At 65.6% G+C, this 18610-nt stretch carries 15 protein-coding genes; 5 read left to right on the top strand and 10 right to left on the bottom strand.

The window, feature by feature from the left end; all coding sequences use genetic code 11:
* Positions 1 to 19 precede the first annotated feature (19 nt).
* Positions 20 to 1447 carry a Do family serine endopeptidase gene (locus tag ABE464_RS07840; RefSeq protein ID WP_346471485.1) on the bottom strand — a complete coding sequence of 476 codons (1428 nt, stop codon included), beginning with the start codon at positions 1445 to 1447 and terminating at the stop codon, positions 20 to 22.
* 555 nt (positions 1448 to 2002) lie between these two features.
* Between ABE464_RS07840 and ABE464_RS07835 the strand changes: the two genes are divergently transcribed.
* Positions 2003 to 3007: a histone gene (locus tag ABE464_RS07835; protein ID WP_346471484.1), complete on the top strand. Its 1005-nt coding sequence runs from the start codon at positions 2003 to 2005 to the stop codon at positions 3005 to 3007.
* Between the two features lie 146 nt (positions 3008 to 3153).
* On the opposite strand, the gene ABE464_RS07830 is transcribed toward ABE464_RS07835, so the two are convergent.
* The 6 genes from ABE464_RS07830 to ABE464_RS07805 all read right to left on the bottom strand — a co-directional run bounded on the left by ABE464_RS07830 (position 3154) and on the right by ABE464_RS07805 (position 11911).
* Positions 3154 to 3846, bottom strand: a complete 693-nt coding sequence (locus ABE464_RS07830) for a hypothetical protein (RefSeq protein WP_346471483.1) — start codon at positions 3844 to 3846, stop codon at positions 3154 to 3156.
* Between the two features lie 31 nt (positions 3847 to 3877).
* Positions 3878 to 4807 carry an energy transducer TonB gene (locus ABE464_RS07825; protein WP_346471482.1) on the bottom strand — a complete coding sequence of 310 codons (930 nt, stop codon included), beginning with the start codon at positions 4805 to 4807 and terminating at the stop codon, positions 3878 to 3880.
* A 381-nt stretch (positions 4808 to 5188) separates the two neighbouring features.
* Positions 5189 to 8857 carry a tubulin-like doman-containing protein gene (locus ABE464_RS07820; RefSeq protein WP_346471481.1) on the bottom strand — a complete coding sequence of 1223 codons (3669 nt, stop codon included), beginning with the start codon at positions 8855 to 8857 and terminating at the stop codon, positions 5189 to 5191.
* A 16-nt stretch (positions 8858 to 8873) separates the two neighbouring features.
* A complete protein-coding gene (locus ABE464_RS07815) occupies positions 8874 to 9317 on the bottom strand; it encodes a hypothetical protein (protein WP_346471480.1) in 444 nt (147 codons plus the stop codon).
* Positions 9318 to 9341: 24 nt separating this feature from the next.
* The gene (locus ABE464_RS07810) at positions 9342 to 10817 is read right to left on the bottom strand and encodes a hypothetical protein (protein WP_346471479.1); all 1476 of its coding nucleotides are present in this window, start codon (positions 10815 to 10817) and stop codon (positions 9342 to 9344) included.
* Positions 10814 to 11911: a hypothetical protein gene (locus ABE464_RS07805; protein ID WP_346471478.1), complete on the bottom strand. Its 1098-nt coding sequence runs from the start codon at positions 11909 to 11911 to the stop codon at positions 10814 to 10816. The genes ABE464_RS07810 and ABE464_RS07805 overlap by 4 nt, the downstream gene beginning before the upstream one ends.
* 555 nt (positions 11912 to 12466) lie before the next feature.
* Here ABE464_RS07805 and ABE464_RS07800 point away from each other — a divergent pair.
* Together ABE464_RS07800 and ABE464_RS07795 are read left to right on the top strand one after the other, a co-directional pair.
* Positions 12467 to 13414, top strand: coding sequence for a lysozyme inhibitor LprI family protein (locus ABE464_RS07800; protein WP_346471477.1), 948 nt, complete (start codon positions 12467 to 12469; stop codon positions 13412 to 13414).
* 72 nt (positions 13415 to 13486) lie between these two features.
* On the top strand, positions 13487 to 14167 hold the full coding sequence (locus ABE464_RS07795) for a hypothetical protein (protein ID WP_346471476.1): 681 nt from the start codon (positions 13487 to 13489) through the stop codon (positions 14165 to 14167).
* Positions 14168 to 14183: 16 nt separating this feature from the next.
* On the opposite strand, the gene ABE464_RS07790 is transcribed toward ABE464_RS07795, so the two are convergent.
* Entirely contained in the window at positions 14184 to 14543 is a 360-nt protein-coding gene (locus ABE464_RS07790; RefSeq protein ID WP_346471475.1) for a DUF1428 domain-containing protein, read from the bottom strand.
* A gap of 621 nt (positions 14544 to 15164) precedes the next feature.
* Here ABE464_RS07790 and ABE464_RS07785 point away from each other — a divergent pair.
* Both ABE464_RS07785 and ABE464_RS07780 read left to right on the top strand, forming a co-directional pair.
* Positions 15165 to 15737 (top strand): Ax21 family protein, encoded by a 573-nt coding sequence (locus ABE464_RS07785; protein WP_346471474.1) that lies wholly within the window; start codon positions 15165 to 15167, stop codon positions 15735 to 15737.
* Between the two features lie 132 nt (positions 15738 to 15869).
* The gene (locus ABE464_RS07780; protein ID WP_313208822.1) at positions 15870 to 16295 is read left to right on the top strand and encodes an NUDIX domain-containing protein; all 426 of its coding nucleotides are present in this window, start codon (positions 15870 to 15872) and stop codon (positions 16293 to 16295) included.
* Positions 16296 to 16314: 19 nt separating this feature from the next.
* Here ABE464_RS07780 and ABE464_RS07775 read toward each other — a convergent pair whose 3' ends face one another.
* Positions 16315 to 17418, bottom strand: a complete 1104-nt coding sequence (locus ABE464_RS07775) for a sugar kinase (protein WP_346471473.1) — start codon at positions 17416 to 17418, stop codon at positions 16315 to 16317.
* Positions 17415 to 18596 carry a GDSL-type esterase/lipase family protein gene (locus tag ABE464_RS07770; RefSeq protein ID WP_346471472.1) on the bottom strand — a complete coding sequence of 394 codons (1182 nt, stop codon included), beginning with the start codon at positions 18594 to 18596 and terminating at the stop codon, positions 17415 to 17417. Before ABE464_RS07770 ends, ABE464_RS07775 begins: the two co-directional genes overlap by 4 nt.
* Positions 18597 to 18610 lie beyond the last annotated feature (14 nt).

The raw sequence follows: 18610 nt of genomic DNA, 5'->3' as shown, positions 1-18610 counted from the left end.
GTTACGGCTGCGTGCGCGTTCAGCGCATGACCAGCTGGCCGCCGCTGTTTCCGCGGATGATCCTTACCACCAGCTGCGCCGGGCGCTGCTGGAAGTTGGCGCGCCAGCTGGCGAGATCGGCAAACTCACCCGCCGTTGTCGCGGTGATCACGTCACCCTGCGCAAGACCGGAGTTGGCCGCACGGCTGCCGCGCTTGACCTCACTGACCAGCACACCGCTGACGCCGGCCTGGCGCAGCGACTCGGGCAGATCGACAAACGTGGCCCCGCCCAGGCGCGGGTCCAGCGACTCGCCGGTGACCGCGCGTGCCTGTTCCTTCAGCGTGGCCTTGATCTGCAGCGGCTTGCCTTCGCGGCGCACCTCCAGGGTCAGCGTGCTGCCGACGGGCTGCAGGCCTTCCACGTTGTGCAGCGCCTGCGCGCTGTCCACGCGCTGCCCGTTGGCCGACACCACCACGTCGCCCGGCTTGAGCCCGGCGGCCGCGGCACTGGACCCGGCCAGCACGCGGGTGACCAGCGCGCCCCGCGTCTCGGTCAGGCCCAGGCCCTGCGCGATCTGCTGGGTGAGGTTCTGGCTCTCGATGCCCAGCGTGCCGCGCACCACCACGCCGTGTTTGACCAGCTGGTCGACCACGTCGCGTGCCAGGTTGGAAGGGATCGCCAGGCCCAGGCCGATGTTGCCGGCCATGCTGCCCTGCGGATTGAAACTGGCGGTGTTGATGCCGACCAGCTGACCCTGAAGGTTGACCAGCGCACCGCCGGAATTGCCCGGGTTGATCGAGGCATCGGTCTGGATGAAGTTCTGGTAGCCCAGGCCGCGGATGCCACTGCGGCCGACGGCCGAGACGATGCCGGAGGTCACCGTCTGGCTGAAACCGAACGGGTTGCCGATCGCCACCACGAAGTCGCCCACGCGCAGCTGCGCGCTGTCGCCGAGCTTGATCTCGGTCAGGTTGCCGGTCGGAATGCGGATCAACGCAACATCGGTATCGGCATCGGAACCGATGAATTCAGCCTTGACCGTCCGCCCATCGGCCAGGGTCACCTGCACGTCGTCGGCGTTGTCGATGACGTGGTGGTTGGTCAGCACCAGGCCCTCGGCGGCATCGATGATCACCCCCGAGCCCAGCGATTCGTTGATGCGTTCCTGCGGCACTTCCGGGAACAGGCGGCGGAAGAATGGATCGTTGAAATAGGGGTTGCGCACGCGCACCACCTGCTTGGTGTTGACGCTGACCACCGCCGGCATCACACGGTCCAGCATCGGCGCCAGCGAGGGCACGGGTTGCCCGGCGACCGCTGCGGGCAGCGCGGCCGCGCTGGGGATCGTGTACGCGGCCGGCGCCGCTTCGGCACGGTTGTCCAGGTGCGCATTGATGGCCGTGGCGGTGAACCCGCCGAAGGCAGCGGCGAGGGCGAGCGTAAGCAGGGTCGGGAGCGGTCGCATGGTCCGGCGGTTCCGTGTCGGAGGGGGCGGGGGCAGGGAAAACACGTATACGGTAATTCAACCTGAATGAGTGTGTCCGCAGCCGGTTAAACCCCGGATGAAATTCACTACGTCCTCGGCCTCGCGGTGGGGTTGCCCAGGCACGCGCGGCGGTGCCGATGCGTCACATGGCGAGGCACCAGGGAGGGCGCTGCGGTGTATCTGGCGCAGCCACATCGCCCGTTGGTCATGCCTCTTCAGGGCATGCCCGCGTCATCGAAACCAGCGCAAAAACGGCGTGCGGGGGTGAGGAACGGATCAAGTGCGACGACCAATCATCGGTTCATTGGATGCACCCACCATGCGCATCGAGACACATCGCGCGCGCCACGTGCTGGAACGCCACTGCTGTTTTCAAGGGGTTTCGTGCACGCGACCGGTGCGTTGCTTGCTGCCGACGATGACAATGCTACTGTCGGCTTGGCACGAGCATCGCATCAAGACCGTTCCACGATGGACCGCGCCGGTATAGCATCGCCAGCGATTTGACTAACCAGGCCCCTTAGGAGGCACTCAATGAGCAACGGTAATGGTGTGACCACGGTTCTCTCGCAGACCGTCGAAGATGCAAAAGAAACCGCCACCAATGTGGGCGAGACCATCGCACACGTTGCGGAAGATGCAGTCGCTTCGGTGAAGAAGACCGCCAAGCGCGCACGCAAGGCCGCCACCACCCAGGTCGCCAAGGTCAAGAAGGCCGTGACCAAGGTCGAGAAGACCGTCGCCAAGAAGGCTGACAAGGCCGCCAAGTCGGTCGGCAAGACCCTGGCCACCGCCAAGCAGAAGCTGGAAGCGGCCAAGAAGAACGCCAAGGCCGAAGCCACCGCCATCAAGAAGCAGGTCGCCAAGAAGAAGGCCGCCGCTGAAAAGGCTGTGACCAAGACCACCAAGGCTGCCGGCAAGAAGGCCACGACCGCCAAGAAGGCCGTGACCAAGAAGGCCGCTGCTGCCAAGAAGACCGTGACCAAGAAGGTCGCCACCGCCAAGAAGGCTGTCGCCAAGAAGACCGCGACCGCCAAGAAGGCCGTGACCAAGAAGACCGCCGCCGCCAAGAAGACCGTTGGCAAGAAGGTCGCCGCTGCCAAGACCGCTGTTGCCAGGAAGTCGGCGACCGCCAAGAAGGCCGTGACCAAGAAGACCGCAACGGCCAAGAAGGTCGCCGGCAAGAAGACCGCCGTCGCCAAGAAGACCGTTGGCAAGAAGGTCGCCACCGCCAAGAAGGCCGTTGCCAAGAAGTCGGCAACCGCCAAGAAGGCCGTGACCAGGAAGACCGCGACCGCCAAGAAGGTGGCCGGCAAGAAGACCGCCGTCGCCCGCAAGTCGGTCGGCAAGAAGGTCGCCACCGCCAAGAAGGCCGTGACCAAGAAGACCGCCGCCGCCAAGAAGACCGTCGGCAAGAAGGTCGCTACCGCCAAGAAGGCTGTGGCCAAGAAGGCCCCGGCCCGCAAGGCCGCCCCGGCCAAGCGTGCTGCCGCCAAGCCGGTTGCCCGCAAGGCAACGGCCAAGCGCGCGCGCAAGTAAGTCAGTAGTTACGTGCTGCTCCTGCCTGACGGCAGGAGCAGCATGGTGGGATGCCATGCGATGGGTACATCGCCGAACCCGGCACGTGGCCGGGGTGGTCGTCCCTCAGAAGGAAACAGGGCGCCCGGAGGGGCACCCCGGCAACATCAGCGCGCCGCGATCGCGGCGAACTCGCGCATCAGGCGCTCGCCGTCATAGACCACCTGGATCTGGTTGCTGCCCTTGTCCAACCGTTCGCCGTTGACGAACACGTCGGTCTGGATGCTGTAGCGACCCTGAGGCATGTTGGACGGGAAGGTCACCGTGAAGGTGTTCTCGTATGCACCGCTGCCTGCACTCTCGCTGGCGATCTTCTCACCGGTCTTGAACGGCTCGGTCTGGCCGGGTTCGTAAATCCGGATCTGTTCCTTGACCTCGCGGATCGGCTGCTGGCGGCCACTGACCGCTTCGATGTTGGATACGATCTTCAGCGGTTCACCACGCCTTACGCTGTTGCCTGGAAGGCTCGTCTGATAATGCACGACTTCGGCAGACTCCGGCAGCTGCGAGTAGCGAGACCGGTAGTCCGACTCCACCTGGGCCGCGCTGCGGGTGCGGCGGCTCTGTGCGTTGATCACGAAGCAGGCGGCGATGCCCGCCGCAGCGCCGACATAGGCACCCTTCTCTCCGTTCACCAGCGCGCCAGCACCAGTGCCCAGCGCGATCGCGCCCAGGCACTTGCCCCAGTCCGACCGGGTCATCTGATTGCCCGTGGTGCAACCGGTAAGCGTGCCGGCGGTAGCGAGGCCGATCAACAGCACCTTGCCGAGCGAGGCGGGGGCGAAATATTCCTTTTTCATGGTCAACACCTGGTGGGAAGTGGGGCGGGCATCATTCAATGGTGGTTTCGCGCATGACACGGTCGCGTTCTGCCTTTGCCTGGCGGATGAGCGAGCGGGCAGCCGCTGAATCAGGATTGACCTGCAGGGCCGATTCGCCCAAGGCCACCGCGACGTCGTAACGGCCCTGCTGCAGTTCAACCCGGGCCTTGTTCAGCAAGCCGGCTTCCGGCGCCGCTGCCGGCGGCGGCGCGATCGTCGGCGCTCTGGGCGGGTAGCTGTTGTCAGGTTGGCGCAGGTCGGCCATGTCGGAGGCGTTACCCGCGTCCGGGCTGAAGTTCACCTCCAGCTGCATCGTGCTGGCATACGTACGTCCATCCCGGATGGCTGGCAGATAACGCCAGCGACGCGCGGCTTCCAGCGCGGCACGGTCCAGTGACCGCTCCCGACTGGATCGCGTCACCGAGAGGGCCGTTGCAGTGCCGTCCTCGGCAACATCGACCGTAAGCACAACGGTGCCGCGTGCACCCGTACGCATTGCATCCGGCGGATAGCGTACGGGAGCGCGCTCGCGTGACGCCGCATCCACCTGTGCAGCCCGGTCCGGGGCCGATGCAGGTGCGGGTGGTGCCTGGGCAACTTCATTGTGGACCGACGCCGGTGCATTGGTCGGCGCCGGTGCAGTTGCAGATGCAGGTGCGCGGTTAGGGCGCTCTGGTTCTGACTGCTTGGCAAGCTTGGCTTCCAAGGTGGTCATCCGGACCTGCAGGTCGCGCCAGTTTTCTTCACCCGGAAGCTCGCGCTGCATGTCCATCAAGGCGATGCGCGCACAGGCCAGGTCTGCGCGCGCGAGGCATGACTCCACAGCCGCACGGTGCTGCTCGATGCGGCCAGCAGGCACGGTGGGCTGCCCACCTCGATCGCGCAGGAAGATTGTCCAGAACACCCCGCCCAGCACCAGGCAGACCAGTACCAGCGGCACGCGTGAGCGCGGTCGGGATGCAGGCGCAGGAGAGATCGGCGCGGCAGGCGCAGCGGGCTTGGCCGAGCGCTTCGGTCGCGGTGCAGGTGCCACTTCCGGAGATGCAGGCGGAGGCGCCACAGTGACCGGTGGAGGCGCTGTTTCCACCACGGCCGGGGCCGCTGGCGAGGGTGCCGCAGGAATCGGGGGCGGCGGTCCGGCGGCCGCCGGGGCCGCGACCGGGCCCGGCGGCGTCACGACCGGCGGCGTCACCACCACAGGCGCGGATACGCCACAGAACGGGCAGAAGCGTACCTCCCCGGGCAGAGGCTTCATGCACTGGTCGTTGACACAGCTGATCGGGGAGGCGGCGGTGGCGTCAGTCATTGCAGTGATGCAGCCTCAGTACCCGGAGGGCGGCGGCGGGGGAGCCGGCGGTTGCGGGGCCGATGGAACGCCGAACAGATGACCCAGCTCAGGTAGTGCACCCGCTGCGCTCCACTCGATTCCTTCGCGCCAGAGCAGGCTGTGGCGGTTGATGTTGCCGGTGCCCACGAACTGCTGCAGCTGTTGAACCGTGTACGGTCCCAGCGACTGGTTGTTATAGCCGACGTAGTAGCTGTAATCGACCATCGGGGGCGGCGGCGGGGCGCCCGGCAGGCTGCCCTGCGGTGGAGGGGGCGGGACCGCACCCGGGGCCTGCCCGGCCATGCCCGCGCCGGCAAGGGACGTAGCGCCGAGCATCTGGGCGAAGGCATCATTCACCTGTCGCTTGTCGCCCCGGTCGGTGGCGACCTCGTCAGCATAGACATCCGCCGCCGAGCCGGAAACCGGCTGCGTCCAGGCGTCGAACAATGCACGGGCGCGTTCTTCGATCCGGTCGGCGTCGTCGCCGGCGGCCTGCACAAGCTTCTGCCGATAGTCGGTGGCCAACATTTCGCTCAGCTTGTAAGGGAAACGCTTTTTCAGGCTTTCGCGACCCTGCTGATCTTCCTGCTTGATCGGCTTGTAGGCCACGGTGGCGTAATGCCTGAACAGCTGCGCCAGCAATGCGAGCTGCAGCGGGTCGCGCACATTGGCCGAGCGCTGGCGGAGCTGCTCTTCGATGTTGCGCTTGTCATTACCGTCCAGGCCACTCTGCCGCACGGAGAATTCATCGCCGATGCTGAAGCCGTCGCCTTCCAGCGTGATTTCGTACTTGCCATCGGCACGGCGCTTGAGCACCCCCAGGCCGAGGGCATGCAGGTAAACCTTGAAATCTTCAGCAAACTGCCGGTACTGGCCCTGAGTAAACTGGATGGGCTGCACGAACTGGCTGACCCGCTTGTGGATGTGCAGCGGAATACGCGCCGCCTCTTTGCGGTAAGCGGCCTGATAGGTCGGCAGTGGCGTCAGTGCGGGTGCCGGGAAGCCGGACAGCTCGGTAAAGCAGATCAGCTTGCCAGGAATGCCGGACTCGACGAAGTCGATCTGGCTGGCGGTCATGCCGGTGCCCTGCGGCACGGCCTGCTCCAGCAGCGCACCATACTGGCGGCGGAACAGGCGCGCATCTTTTACGCCGACAAGGCAGGTATAGCGATCCTTGGAGATGTCGAAGCCACCATTGAGATTCAACGGTACCCATGGCATCGCGCGCTGCAGCAGCAGGCGGAAGGTCTCGCGCAGCTGCTCGGGAGTAAGCGCGGCCAGCGCCTGCATCAGCGGATCGGTCTGGGTACGGGTATCGGCCTGGGGCAGCTGTGCCACGGCCTTGTTGCGCAGCTTGCCCAACACTTCCTGGGCGCCTTCGTCGCTGAGCAGCTTCTGGAACAGCGTCTGGGAGCCACCGAAGTCCTTGAACGCCTCCTTGGCCCACTGACGGAACTCGGCCGGATCGATGGCCGGCTGCTCCTCATCCTGCGGCGCCTTGAGTGCGATCAGGGTCGCATGCTTCTCGGCGATGGCCGCTTCGATCTTGCCGATGTCACGTTCGACGTGCTGCAGCAGGGACTCGACCGACTGGCGGCCGTCCTGCAGGCGCCCGACAAATCCACTCCACAGGGGGCGACCGTGGGCGTCGACCGCTTCCTTGACACCAAGCCAGGCCGAGACGTCGCGCAGCAGGTTGGCCGCCTCGCGCGAAGCGACCGAGCGCACGTAGAACAGCAGGCTGTCCCGGATGGTCTCCTTGATCTGCGCCAGCACGGTTTCGGCCTGCTTGTCCTTGCCGCTGATCCGTGCGAGCAGGCCTTTGCCGGTGGTTTCCTTGAGACGTTCGAACTCGTGCGCAAGCTCGGCGTTCTGCAGCTTCTCGGAAATCTCGGCAAAGCGCTGTGCATTGCGTTCCAGCGCAGGAACGATACCGGTGCCTTCATTCTCCAGCCGGTCCTTGATCATCTCCACCAAGGCCAGTGTGTAGTCCAGCCCACCGCGCTCATCATCGTCAAGTCGGCGGAAGATCTGCGCAGGCAGTTCGGCTTCATCGGTGATGGACAGCAACACCCGCTGGCGGTTCTCCTTGATGCGGACTTCATGGTTGCGGTCGGCGCTGTCTACCCGGTTGCCCTTGGTATCGCGCTCGAGCTGCTTGATCACATCCTGGACGTGCAGCGGCCATTGGTCACGGTCAGCGCTGCCGTGCATCAGCTGCTGGAACGCATTCTCGACCTTCTGTTCGATCTGCGCGCCGATGCTGGCGTCGCCGGTCACCTTCAACAGATCATCAGCCACCTGGTAGTGCGTGAACTCACCATTGAGCGTGGCCAGATCGCCGCGGGACAGGAACTGCGGAATGTCAGTGAAGGTACGCGGCACGATGGCCAGCTGCTCGCGCAGGAAATCATCGCGCTCTTTATCGGTGGGGCGGTTGCCCGGGGCCTGGATGTTGGCGATGCCGAAGAACGCCTTGAGCATTGCCTGCACCTGGCGGTTCATGCGCACGTTCTGGCGCGCCTCCACCTGGGTATCAAGCACGGCCTGGCCGACGCCGGAATAGCTGGCGGTGAAGCGCAGTTCCGTATCGTCACCATAATCCTGCGGCAGCGGGACCGAATAGGCGCGGATCTTGTGCTGATTCTGGTTGACGGCCACCGAACGCTTGCGGTTGGCGAAGTCCTGTGAGGTGAAGTCGGTGAAGAACACATCCGAGAGCATCTCGTAGATGTCTTCCTGTTCACTCGTCTTGGCCATCGCCACGTTGGTGTTGTCGACGATGTACACATCATCGTACGGACGGCTGTCGATGTGCAGGTTGTCCGAGGCATCCCAATGCTTGACCAGGACATTGCCACGCAGCGCCGTCTCGAGCTCCATCAAGGCGGCGTAGCCGTTGGCCTGGATACGGTCAGGGTTGGTGGTGGTGATGAACCCGCCGGGAAGGACCATGTACAGGTCGACCTTGCCCTCGACATTCTTCTCCTTGAGGATCGCCTTGGCCAGGTAGCCCATGTCCAGGAACGAGCCGGAGCCCGTGCCGCCGGCCGCCGAGCCGGTGATGACCACCCGCACCTTGCCCGGTTCCACTTCCAGCCCCAGTTTCTTGAGCTTGTCCGCGCGTGCGCCGATGTTGCTCAGCAGGGTTTCGATCTTGTCCCGCAGCTTGTCCCGGATCACCGGATACTTGTCGAAGAAGTACAGGCGCGACAGCGCACGGATCTGGCCCGCGCCCTTGCTTGGATCCACGCCCAGCAGGCGGATGCGCTCGGGCGTGAGCGGGAACCACTCGGCTACCTCCCGGTGACGCCGCAGTTCGTCGTCGGATTGGGTGTACTTGTTGAGATCCAGCCGCTCGATGATCTTCTCTTCGGGCGTGAAGGCCACCTGCTCGGCCAGAACATCGGTCTTGACCGACTTGCCGTCCTGGGTGACCTCACCGGCATCCAGATCGAAGTTGATGAACTGTGCCACCGGGAAGTCAGCGACGTTCTCGACCTTCGCGTTTCCGCCCCAGATCGCATTGAGAATGCGGCGGCGCAGACGGATGTTGACCTTCATGCCGGTGCCGCCGAGGGCGATGAACAGCGTCGGACGGATCTTCTCGGTGACCTGCGGCGGCTGGCCGGGCAGGGAGGTGCTTTCGGTGGCATCGTTCATGCGGCGGACCCCTGGATCAACGCTTGGCGGAGAAGGTGGCGAGCCAGGCGATCAACGACACGCCGGCCAAGGCGCTCATCGGCACCAGATACAACGGCGCGAGGAACCGCCCGGCGTTGACGAAGGCCAGCACGGTCACGGTGGCGACCGCCATCAGGCCGATGAACAGAAACCAGCCCGACGCATTGGCGCGACTCGGCGCGACGCGCTCCTTGACCCGCCAGTTGGCGTACGCGTTCTTCACCACGAAAAAGACGACGGCCAGGACCAGCAGTACCACACCACCAATCAGCGCATCGCGACCGCTGGTCTGCTCGCCGACCTGGATGTCCCAGTCACCGGTGAAGGTAGCCGTCGGCTGCTGCGTTCCCGCTGTTGTCGCTGGCGCGGCCTGCTCGGACGGCGTGGCGGTGGCCGGCTGATCGGTCACTGGCGCGGGGAGGGAACTCTTCTGGCTCATGCTCTGTCCTTGGCGGTAAAACGCTTAGTTGATGCGGATGGAGGTATCGGGTTGGGCCCAGCTCACACGAGGCTTGAACGCGCCGCGTCGGACCGTGGCAACGTGCGTGCCGTTGGCGTCGCGCACTTCGGTTGTGGTGAACGGTCTGAGCCTGAGGTGCTGGGGCTGATCGTCGATCCAGACCGTTGCTTTGCGTGCGCCGGTCACCAGCACGAGAAACAGCAGCGCAGCGATCAGCGCGAGCAGGCCGCCGCCATACACCACTACGGCCGGCCACACCGGATACTGCACACGAAGCAGCAGCGGGACCCGGGTGACCGAGGCATTGGCCGTGACGGGAGGAAGGAAGACCTCGGGCAGTGCATCCCCGGGGAACAGGTCGGCCATGTGCGCGCGGAACTGCGGCGACACTTCCAGCTGTTGGTTATCCAGGTGGATATCGATCGCCCCGCGCCGTTCATAGCCGCTCCGCAGCAGCACCTCACGCGACCACTGCGACGGCAAAGGAGGCAGCGACAGACGCAGGGTCAACGGATCACTCTGTTTGCCGGGATCCAGCGCCTGCAGCGAGCGCGTGGACATCTCGCCCTGCAGGCCGATCGCCGGCGGCGTCACCAATGAGGTGTCAGCACTGACGATGCGGTAGGGATTGAACAGATTCTCGAACCGGCCCTGCACCTGTGCGGTACGCACCCTCGTGCTGGCATCGAACGACAGCACGAGGGTGTGGCCGTCGCCGGCGAGGCCAGCAGCGATGCCCGGCGAATCCGTCACGCCGGTCGGGCTGAAGCGCACGGCCGCTTCGGTCAGCGGCTTGAGGCGCACATGTCCCTCGGGAAGCAGTGTGGTCAGAGCCGGTTGCGCCAGTACCGCATCCAGCGCGGCCGACGCCGGCTCCCCGTAAGCCAGGGCGTACAGCATCAAACCGTTGGCGCGGTAGTGCTGCCCCTGTACCGGCATCTTCAGCGGGAACGCAACGATCCGGCTGATGACGTACTCACCGTGCAGCAACTCGTAGAACTCGCGGTTGCGGGCCACGACCTCGGTACTGTTGTTGGGGCTGTTTTTGTTGTTGGTGACGATCCAGATGATGCCCGGGCGACCCTCCAGACCCACCTCGATCGCACCGAGCAGCGCTTCCTTGAAGTCGGTATCGGCGAGTGCGCCGCTGCCTTTGCGTGCCATCTGCAGGCGCGTCATCGCCTGGGCAAGCCCCGGGTGGTTCCCCGGTCCGCGATACACCCACTCCGGCGAGGGATGGGTGGTGTCGGACTGGTTGAACGCGCCCACCACGACCTCGCCCTGACCAGCCGCAGCCTTGGCCAGCTGTGCGACAAGTGGCTTGAATGGCGACTCGGCATCGACGTAGAACGGCTCCATCCAGCCGGAGTTCTGTACCAGGACCGCCTGCCGCAGCTCGGCGGCCCCGACGGTCGTGCCTACGCTGCTCGCCAGCAGCACCGCGACGCCCAGCAGACGCTTCAGTACGCAACCGGTCATTGCGGCAGGCTCCAACGCAGCAAGGTGCCGCGCGCGTCCACCCACAGCCACAGCGCGTCATCGTGAACGAACCACTGCGCGTTCCAAGGTGAGGGCGTATCCACGGCAAAGGTGTGCGCGTGACCACCGATCCGCTCCAGGCGGAACGTCGCATGCACGGTCGCCTGACTCTCGAAGAATGAGAGCAGGCTGCGCTGCTGCGGAAGCGGCGCGTGGAGTGACAGCATCAACTGCGGTTCGACGACCTCCAGGAACGGATAGACCACATGGCTCACCGCATACAGGTCATGGTCGAACTCGTCCCACGGCCGCTCCAGGCGCACGTTGAACTGGAAACTGGTACGGCCGGTGCTGGTGGATCCGCGTGGCGCGGCACGCTGCTCGGGCAGGGCGGCGTCCAACCGGATGACGATCCACTTTTTGTCCCGGGTGTCGTACAGCAGCTGCCAGAAGCCTTCGCCATCGCGATATGGAGGCCCCAGAACCGGGTTGGCCTGGTAGCCCTCGGGCCAGCTCTGCCAGCGGGCGGAAGCGTCGCCCTGGCCGTCCAGACGCACGCTCAGCACACCCTGCGTGCCGATCCAGAACAGGCTCCGGTGCGCCGGATCGCTGATCGGTGCCGAAAGCAACTGCAGGGGCGCGTCCAGCATCAGCATCTGCTGCTGCCACGCCTCACCGGGCCGACGGATCGCAAGGCCCCATCGGCCCTCATGCTCCTGTGGCACGAGGGCGATATCGTCCAACAGACCGGGGGCACCCAAGGTGCGGCCGACCGCGCGATCGATCTGGTAGCTCAACGTCATCGCATCAATGCTGACGCAATCGGCACCTGCGTCGGTCGCCAGGATCATCTGATCGCCATCATCGCGCGGTAGCGTCAATGTCGCATTCGCCCATGTTTCAAGATGGCTGCGGCCGAGTGAGACACCGCGGGGTGCCAGCGTCACCCAATGACGGTGACCGTTCTGCCACAGCGAAAGCTGGCCGGAACGGCTCGCCGCGAACAACCCGTCGCGATGGCCGCCGGCGCGGCTGGTGAAGAAGAACAGACCGCTCGGCTGCGGTGACTTGATCAGCTCGGCGGTGTCCTGCATTGACTGGCTGCTTCGCTGCAGCTGATCGAACAACGCCTGAAGCGTTGAGGGAACTGAGGCCGTCACGGCGGCGGTGCAACTGCGTCCACCGTCATCCCCGCCAAACGGGGTTCGCCATTGCTGCACCGGGCGCCGCGCAAGCGGTTGGCCGGTAAAGGGAGAAAACCGGAAGCCGCCCGGGAGATAACCACCATCGGGCATACGATGCGCGCCAGACAGATAGTCCAGATCGCTCAGTGTTGGTGGAGGCACGGCAGTGTCGATGGCGACCAGAGAAAATCCGGTTCCATCCTGCACCCACGACTCATTATCCAGGTGCCAATGGGCACCTCGTTCTGCTCCGGCGGCCACGCCGTCCCCCTGTATCCTTTCGCGGGCAAGGATATCCTAAAGTCAACGGCCGGGAACAAACGCCTGCGCATGGAGTTTGTAGGGAAACTCCTGACGTGACGTATTCGGCCCGATCTCGCATTATCGCCCGCGCATGAAGGAGTATGTCTGCGAAACGACGGCTGTCGCAGATCATCAAGCATTGGACGCATCAGGGGAAACGCATTGAAGAAAATTCTGTTGGCTGTGCTGGTAGTCGTGCTTGCTGGTTGCCAGCAGGGTCGGGCGATTCGCCTGGACATGCTGGCGATGGAGTTCCGGTCCGAGTGTTTCGGTGCGGGGGCGACCACAAAGTGCGTTTCCATGCGCGTCAAGTACAACGTTGCTGCCACGCAGTTGATGCTTGATCGCCTGGAAGATGCCTATGCACAGATTCCCGAGCCGGATCCGCAGGCCTACGCGGCTGCCCGGCAGGCACTGCAGCGTGTGATCGACCGCAATGAACAGGATCGCCCAGGGTGGTGGCGGCGTATTCTGATGAACAACATCGAGGTGACCTACGGCCTGGCGGCGGGCCAGTTCCTGGTGACGCCCAACGAACTCTCGGAACTTGCTGCTGTGGCTGCCGAGAACGAGAAGCGGCGACGTAACGTGGCTGCGGCCGATGGCCACCCCAAGGAGGCTGGCGCGCCAGAGCTGAGCGATGCGGATCCCGACGCCGAAGTGCCTCCGACGGCGGCGACGACCGATGGTTTCGACCTGGGCCCGGAATCCGCAGCGACCAGTGATCCGCAGAGTGAGACCGCTGCCGTCGAGCGGATCGCTGTACAAGCCGGGCCTGCAGATGAAAGCGGCTACGCCGGCATGATGGCGCGCATGGCCCGGGAGGCTGAGGAGGCTGAGGAGGCAGCGGCGCGGCCCAGTTTCGACTGCGCGCGGGCGAGCCATCCTGCCGAACACCTGCTATGCACTCACCCCAATCTGGCAGCGATGGATGTTCGCATGGCGCGGGCCTATGCCGATGCACCTGCATGTGGGGGTGACCGGACCGCATTGCGCACCGATCAGCGGCAGTGGCTGCAGCATCGGCGCAACCAGTGCAGCGATGCGGCCTGTCTGGAAGACGCCTATCAGGCACGTATCGCACAACTGGAGCAGTACTGCACAGGTTGAGCATGGCGCAGTCTTGACGATGCGGAGCTGACGGTCTTGTTAGTCTGACCGCCGGCTTCTGGAGGCATTCCAATGCGCGGTCTCGACTTCAGTTCCTGGCAGGCCATGCTCTCCACCCTGGTCGGGTTGGCGGTCATTACCTTGATCGGCGTCGGCATCCGGCTGCTGGTCATGCAGACCATGCAGCAGCGCCGCGAGCGCGAGAACCGGCAGATCAACGAGCGACTGCGCACACTGATCGCTGCCTACAAAGTCCTTGGCGGTTCGTTCACCGGTACGCTCGACGTCGACCCACGCCATCGCCGTGATGTCCGCGCGCTGCCCGACGGGAGCGAAGAGGGCGATGCGCTGCATCTACCGGCAGAGGCAGAGAGCGGTAGCGAACGCGCGCGCCGCATCCGTGACGCAGTGGAAGCGGCCCTGTCGGACATCATCCTGCTGGGCACCGATGAGCAGGTGCGCCTGGCCGCGCACGCGGCCAACGAGATGGCCCAGGGCCGCGTCGTTCCCACGGCCGAGCTGGTGGTGTCGCTGCGCGATTTCATCCGTCAGGCATTGGATCTGGATCCGATTCCAACCACGGTGGTCATCCCTCGCCAAGGCCCGGCAAGACCCTCGGCGGGTGCGAAGGGCAAGGGCGACGTGGCAGACAAAGGCGGTGGAAAAGCCGGCGGCGGTAGCGGTGGAATGGGCGGTGGGGGCGGCATGGGCGGCGGATTCCAGAGTGACGACGAATCCGCGCACCCACGCTGAGCGCTGGCAGCGCCGCTCAGCCCTTGAGTTCCACCACCGGTACGAAGCCGCCGTAGATCATCCGTTTGCCATCGAACGGCATCGGATTGCTTTCTGGATCCATCCGCGGATCGTCCATCATCTTCTGCATGCCGGCATCGCGCGTGGCCTTGTCCGGCCACTCGATCCAGGAGAACAGCACGGTCTCGTCCTCCTTGGCTTCCACCGCGCGATGGAAGTCGGTCTGCTTGCCGTGCGGGACATCATCACCCCAGCACTCCACCACGCGCAGGGCGCCGTGCTGGATGCAGATCGCATCGCCCATCCGGGCGTGCTTGAGGAAGGCCTCTTTGTTCGCGGTCGGGACAGCCAGTACGAAACCATCGATATACGCCATGGCAGAGCTCCAGATGACGCGCCGGAATGGGCGCCTTCAAGGCATACGACGAATCAGGGGGCGGAACATCGACAGTGCGCCGAGGGCCCTTCGCGGTGGGTGAACGCCTCTGGTCCGGGGCCTTGGGTCAGAAAACTCTGAATCAGAGTGAGGAACTTCCTGATGTTGCAGCTGACGCATTCAGCACATGATGGCGATGCCGGGCAGGACGCCCCACGGCGCCCTGCGGTCCAACGCCCACGGCACGGACCTCGGTGCATTCAGGAGGATGGACGCGTTAGCCGATTACTCCCCAAGAGCGGCTTCCCCAGCGCGTGACGCCCCGCAAGGGCACCGTCGTGACCAGAGTCCTTTCCCCGCACGGTTCCCGTGCGTGGCCTTCGGCCCCTCTTTTCAGTTGCCCACGTGATGGCCGCACAGGATGGGCGTTCACGCCTTCATCGCCTGAAGAAATGCCACGCGCGTATGCCAGAGCGGGTCTGAACGACGCCCCAAAATTCACTTTTGTGCACCCGGTCAACTTCAGGGCGGGTTGTGTCGAATAACGGAGAATTTACATTCCCGATGCAGTCCGGCCTCCATGCCGGGTGCAAGTAGTCCAAGACATAAAGGTGTACCCCCATGAAGACTTCGTTGATTGCTCTGGCCCTGGCTGCCGCCCTCCCGTTCACCGCTTCGGCGGCTGAAGGGCTGTCCTACAACTACGCTGAAGCCGACTACGTCAAGACCGACGCAGATGGCGGCAAGGCCGATGGTTGGGGCGTGAAGGGTTCCTATGCCTTCCACCCGAACTTCCACGCCTTCGGTGAGTACAACCAGCAGAAGACCGACATCGGTGACTTCAAGGTTGACCAGTGGCGTGTCGGCGTGGGCTACAACCACGAAATCGCCACCAGCACGGACTTCGTGGGCCGCGTTGCCTACAACAAGTTCGACCCGAAGGAAGGCCTGGACTTCAACGGCTACAGCGCTGAAGCCGGTATCCGTACCGCGTTCGGCCAGCATGCCGAAGTCTATGCGATGGCCGGCTACGAGGATTACAGCAAGAAGCGCGGCGTCAATCCGGATGGCCAGTTCTACGGCCGCCTGGGCGGCCAGGTGAAGTTGAACCAGAACTGGGGCATCAATGGCGACATCAAGATGGATCGCCACGGTGACAAGGAATGGTCGGTCGGCCCGCGCTTCAGCTGGTAATTCCAGCGTGACCGCATCGCCACGTGCCTGATCGGCGTGGCAGGAAAGGCCCGGCATCGCCGGGCCTTTTTCGTGGGCGCTATCCAGGCACGGGGCCCGAGAGATAATGAGTCACTTCCATGGAGATGCCCGATGTCCCCATCCACCGATCTGCAGCAGCCTCGCCTCGGCTGTGGTGCCGTCATCCAGCGCGCCGACGGCGCGATCCTGCTGGTCCAGCGCGGGCGTCCGCCTGAGCAGGGGCATTGGGGGTTGCCGGGGGGCAAGGTCGATTGGATGGAAACCGTCGAACACGCGGTGATCCGTGAGGTGGAGGAGGAAACCGCACTTCAGGTGACGGTGGAGCGTCTGTTGTGCGTGGTCGACCACTTCGAGCCGGCGCTTGGCCAGCACTGGGTCGCCCCGGTGTATCTGGTGCGGGCGCAGGACACCACGATCGCGTCCGTTCAGGAGCCCGAGGCACTGCTCGGGCTGGGGTGGTTCACCGCGGATGCACTGCCCGCGCCGCTGACGCTCTCCACGCGCAAGGCCCTGGAACACCTCTCGATCGCGCACTGAGTCCTCGCGCGCAGGGCGCTCAGCGTCGTGCGGCGGCCCCATCGCCGCGCGCCACGGCCTCCACTTCAGCCAGGCTGGTGACAGCGCAGTCGCCCGGCGTGGACATCGCCAGCGCGCCATGCGCGGCGCCCAGCTCCACCGCTGCCTGCTCGCCCTTGCCGCTGAGCAGGGCATGCACCACGCCGGCCACGAAGGCGTCGCCACCGCCGACACGGTCGAGCAGGTCTACTTCGCGTGCGGCGGAGACATACAGTTGCGACCGGGTGCGCAGCGCACCGGCCCAGCCGTGGCGGGCGGCGTTGGCGGCGTCGCGCAGCGTGAACGCCACCGCCTGCAGCGCCGGGAACTGCGTCATCGCGCGCACGGCGGCTGCCTCGGCCGGACCGACATCCATCGGTGTGTGGCGGCGACCGAGATCGCTCAGGTCCATGCCCAGGCATGCGGCGAACGAATACTCATCGCCGATCAACAGGTCGCACTCGGCCGCGATGGCGCAGTTGGCGTGACGCGCGGCATCCGGGTCGGGATGGCTGTTCCAGAGGCTGGCGCGGTAGTTGAGATCGTAGGAGACCGCCACGCCGTGCCGGCGCGCGGCCCGCACCGCGGTGATCGCAGTCTGCGCGCTGTGCTCGGACAGCGCGGCGAAGATCCCCCCGGTGTGCAGCCAGCGCACGCCGTGCTGCCCGAACAGCGCATCCCAGTCGAACGCCGCCGGCTGCAGCTGCGAGGCCGCCGAGTACGCGCGATCGGACATACCCAGCGGCGCACGCACCCCGAAGCCGCGCTCGGTGAAGTTCAGGCCCATCCGGGTGTTGCGGCCGATGCCATCGTAGTCGCGCCACACGATCTGGCTGGCATCCACCCCGCCGGCCTGGATCAGCTGCTGGGCGAGCAGCCCCAGCTCGTTGCGCGGCAGGGCAGTCAGCGCCCCGGTGCGATGAGCGAAGGTGCTGCACAGGCCGCGGGCGACGTTGTACTCGCCGCCGCCTTCCCACACGGTGAACTGGCGCGCGCTGCGGATCCGGCCTTCGCCGGGATCGAAGCGCAGCATCACCTCCCCCAGCGCCAGCGCGTCCCAGCGCTGGCCGTTGTCGGCCGCAACCTGGAAGGTCTGGGCACTCATCGCGCCGGGCAGCCGAGCAGCGCCAGATCGATGCCCTCGGCCATGCGCCGGTAGCCCTCGTCGTTGGGATGCAGGTGGTCGCGGGTGATGTCCTCGGGCAGGTTTTCCGGGTGGGACGGATCGCGCAGGATCTGGTCGAAGTCGATCAGGCCATCGAAGCCGCTGCGCCCGCCGCGCATCCAGGTGTTGAGCGTGGTGCGGGTGGCGGCGGCGATCGGCTCGTACCGGTCCGAACCACCGAAGGGGGTGATCGTGGCAGCGATCGGGCGGATGCCGTTGCTGTGCAGGCGTTCGGCGATCTGCCGGTAGCCCAGCACCATGTCCTCGGCGTTGCGGCCGGCCACGGGCGGGGTCCCACCGTCGTGGCGGATGTCGTTGATGCCTTCGAACAGGATCACGCGGTCCACGTTCGGCAGCGCGATCACATCGCGGTCCAGCCGCGCCAGCGCGCTGTGGCTGCGGCCGTGATCCATCACCTTGTTGCCGCTGATGCCGGCGTTGACCACCACCACCTGGTCCGGGCACGCCTGCTGCAGACGGGCGGACAGCAGTGCGGGCCAGTCGCCGTTGCTGCCGCGGGTGGCGGTGGCGCCTTCGGTGATCGAGTCGCCCAGGGCGACCACCACCACCGGCTTGCTGGCGCGTTCGGCGAGCACGGCGGAGACCACATTCTGGCGGTAGGCGAGCTTGACCGCGTCGCCCACAGTGGCTGCGCGGCCATCGGCGATGCGCAGCGCGGTACGCCGCACGGCCGGCCGTGTGGCATCGGGGAAATACACGGTGAGCGAGACGTCGGCCAGCGCCGGCGCCGTGATCGCGACCGGATCGCTGAGCAGCGCGGCGCCGACCGGCACCACGATCTCGCCACGCCCATTGAAAGTGACCGGCCTGGCCGCGGTGGCGGTGCCGGTGAGGTGGGCCGAGGCCCCGCCGATATGCAGCGGGGCCTGGCCGAGTTCATTGCTGATGCGGAAGCGCAGGGCGCGGGCCGAGCTGCCCAGGCGCATGTCCTGGCGTACGGTCTGGTTGGCGAACTGCACCGGGGCCTCGGGGGTGCCATCAAGACGGTCCGGTGCCGGCGAGGCGGTCCAGGCCGGCACCCAGACCTGGGCCTGGGCGGGCAGCGCCGCGGCGCTGGTGGCAAGTGCAAGAGAGAATGCAGTGATCCAGCGCAGCATGGCGGCCCTCCCAG

The sequence above is a fragment of the Stenotrophomonas sp. TWI587 genome (assembly GCF_039674145.1).
Lineage (GTDB): Bacteria > Pseudomonadota > Gammaproteobacteria > Xanthomonadales > Xanthomonadaceae > Stenotrophomonas > Stenotrophomonas maltophilia_AY.
This window is presented reverse-complemented; position numbering and strand designations above follow the sequence as displayed.

Bases quoted from the DNA above. Each gene is read 5' to 3' on its own strand.
- ABE464_RS07815 (WP_346471480.1), bottom strand. From the start codon at position 9,317: ATGAGCCAGAAGAGTTCCCTCCCCGCGCCAGTGACCGATCAGCCGGCC.
- ABE464_RS07835 (WP_346471484.1), top strand. From the start codon at position 2,003: ATGAGCAACGGTAATGGTGTGACCACGGTTCTCTCGCAGACCGTCGAA.
- ABE464_RS07805 (WP_346471478.1), bottom strand. From the start codon at position 11,911: ATGCAGGACACCGCCGAGCTGATCAAGTCACCGCAGCCGAGCGGTCTG.
- ABE464_RS07840 (WP_346471485.1), bottom strand. From the start codon at position 1,447: ATGCGACCGCTCCCGACCCTGCTTACGCTCGCCCTCGCCGCTGCCTTC.
- ABE464_RS07820 (WP_346471481.1), bottom strand. From the start codon at position 8,857: ATGAACGATGCCACCGAAAGCACCTCCCTGCCCGGCCAGCCGCCGCAG.
- ABE464_RS07795 (WP_346471476.1), top strand. From the start codon at position 13,487: ATGCGCGGTCTCGACTTCAGTTCCTGGCAGGCCATGCTCTCCACCCTG.
- ABE464_RS07790 (WP_346471475.1), bottom strand. From the start codon at position 14,543: ATGGCGTATATCGATGGTTTCGTACTGGCTGTCCCGACCGCGAACAAA.
- ABE464_RS07775 (WP_346471473.1), bottom strand. From the start codon at position 17,418: ATGAGTGCCCAGACCTTCCAGGTTGCGGCCGACAACGGCCAGCGCTGG.
- ABE464_RS07830 (WP_346471483.1), bottom strand. From the start codon at position 3,846: ATGAAAAAGGAATATTTCGCCCCCGCCTCGCTCGGCAAGGTGCTGTTG.
- ABE464_RS07810 (WP_346471479.1), bottom strand. From the start codon at position 10,817: ATGACCGGTTGCGTACTGAAGCGTCTGCTGGGCGTCGCGGTGCTGCTG.
- ABE464_RS07785 (WP_346471474.1), top strand. From the start codon at position 15,165: ATGAAGACTTCGTTGATTGCTCTGGCCCTGGCTGCCGCCCTCCCGTTC.
- ABE464_RS07770 (WP_346471472.1), bottom strand. From the start codon at position 18,596: ATGCTGCGCTGGATCACTGCATTCTCTCTTGCACTTGCCACCAGCGCC.
- ABE464_RS07780 (WP_313208822.1), top strand. From the start codon at position 15,870: ATGTCCCCATCCACCGATCTGCAGCAGCCTCGCCTCGGCTGTGGTGCC.